Below are 1641 nucleotides of genomic sequence, written 5' to 3'. Positions count from 1 at the left end.
CCGAGAAGGTCGTGGACGTCGGCCCCAGTGTGCCCGATGGGTCAGTCCAGGCCGGCGACCCGGCGTGCGGTGGCACGGAAGTCGACGGCGACGTCGCTCCCGTCGAGATAGTTGCCGACCAGCATGGCGTCGCGCAGCAGGACCAGTGCGGCCGCGGTGCTCGCCGGATCGGCGAGGCCGGCTGCGGTGGTCAGCTCGGTCAGGGTCTGGCGGAACCAGTCGCGGTGGCGTCGTACGACCTGGCGGACCGGGCCGCCGGCATCGGGGAACTCCGCACTGGCGTTGATGAACGGGCAGCCGCGGGTGTGCAGGCGCGTGGCGTCGTCGGCGATGCCGTCGATCACCAGGGCGAGCAGTTCCTGCGGCGAGGCCTTGCTGGCGGCGGCCAGCTCGGCGGCGTTGGCGAACAGTTCCCGGATGACCTCGTCCTCGTGATCGAGGTAGGCGACGACCAGTGCCTGCTTCCCCGGGAAGTGGCGGTACATCGTGGCTCGCGTGACGCCGGCTTCGGCGACCACCCGGTCGACTCCGACGCCGTTGATGCCCTCTTCGTAGAACAGCCTGGTCGCCGTACGCAGCAGTCGCTCGCGGGGTTCGGAGGGGGGCACGGAACCGATCCTACGAATCTCGCCCTTGACGGAATGCATGGTGTGCCTCCATGGTTGTGCAGAAGAACGAACGTTCTCTCTACCAGACTAGCCCATCGATCGAGGAGAAGCCATGACCACCACCAGCACCGTCACCGTCCGCGAGGCCAACGAGGTCCGCGCTGCCAACGACTCCGGCCGCCAGCCGATCGTCTTCGTCCACGGCCTCTGGTTGCTCCACGACAGCTGGACCCCGTGGAAGGACTTCGTCGAGAGCCGGGGCTACGCAGCGATTGCTGTCGACTGGCCCGGTGACGAGGCGTCCTTCGACGCCGCACACGCCCATCCTGATTCGCTCGCCGGGACCTCCGTCGTCGACGTCGCCGACCACGTCGCCGAGGTCATCGGCGGCCTTGACCGCAAGCCGATCGTGATCGGCCACTCCTTCGGCGGGCTCCTGGTCCAGATCATTGCTGGTCGCGGCCTCGCTGCCGGGACCGTCTCCATCGACCCGGCGCCCAGCCAGGGGGTCCTGCCGTTGCCGTTCTCGGCCCTGAAGGCGGCCTTCCCGGTGCTCGGCAACCCGCTCAACTACGGGCGGACGGTCACCCTCACCTTCGATCAGTTCCGTTACGGCTTCGCCAACGCGGTCTCCGAGGAGGAGGCGCGCCAGCTGTACGCGACTGCCCACACGCCCGCCCCCGGACGACCGCTCTTCCAGGCGGCCACGGCGAACACGAATCCGTGGGCGAAGACCAAGGCCACCAAGAAGAACGCCGATCGCGGCCCGATGCTCGTCATCACCGGCGAGAAGGACAACATCGTCCCCTTCGCCCTGGCCAACGCCGGCTACAAGAAGCAGCGGAAGAACAAGCACCACGTCACCGAGATCGTCGAGATTCCCGGCGTCGGACACTCGCTGGTGATCGACAGCCACTGGCGTGAGGTGGCCGACGCGTCGCTCGAGTTCCTGGGCCGCAACGGGCTCGGTGCCTGAGTCTCCCTAGAATCGACCTCCGTGAAGACCCTCGTCATCGGTACCGGCGGCCGCGAG

General features: G+C 68.1%; 2 protein-coding genes. One reads left to right on the top strand and one right to left on the bottom strand.

Translation table 11 applies throughout. The features are described from left to right. Nucleotides 1–41 precede the first annotated feature (41 nt). Nucleotides 42–608 carry a TetR/AcrR family transcriptional regulator gene (locus ACOADB_RS04940; protein WP_378596828.1) on the bottom strand — a complete coding sequence of 189 codons (567 nt, stop codon included), beginning with the start codon at nucleotides 606–608 and terminating at the stop codon, nucleotides 42–44. Between the two features lie 112 nt (nucleotides 609–720). On the opposite strand from ACOADB_RS04940, the gene ACOADB_RS04935 reads away from it, so the two are divergent. Further along, complete coding sequence (locus ACOADB_RS04935) at nucleotides 721–1584, top strand: alpha/beta hydrolase (RefSeq protein WP_378596827.1); 864 nt, start codon at nucleotides 721–723, stop codon at nucleotides 1582–1584. Nucleotides 1585–1641: the final 57 nt, after the last annotated feature.

Origin of the sequence: Nocardioides sp. CPCC 206348 (assembly GCF_048654705.1) — a bacterium.
Taxonomy (GTDB): domain Bacteria; phylum Actinomycetota; class Actinomycetes; order Propionibacteriales; family Nocardioidaceae; genus Nocardioides.
The sequence above is the reverse complement of the archived record's forward strand: the minus strand, read 5'-3'. Positions and strand labels throughout refer to the sequence as shown.

Bases quoted from the DNA above. Each gene is read 5' to 3' on its own strand.
- ACOADB_RS04935 (WP_378596827.1), top strand. From the start codon at position 721: ATGACCACCACCAGCACCGTCACCGTCCGCGAGGCCAACGAGGTCCGC.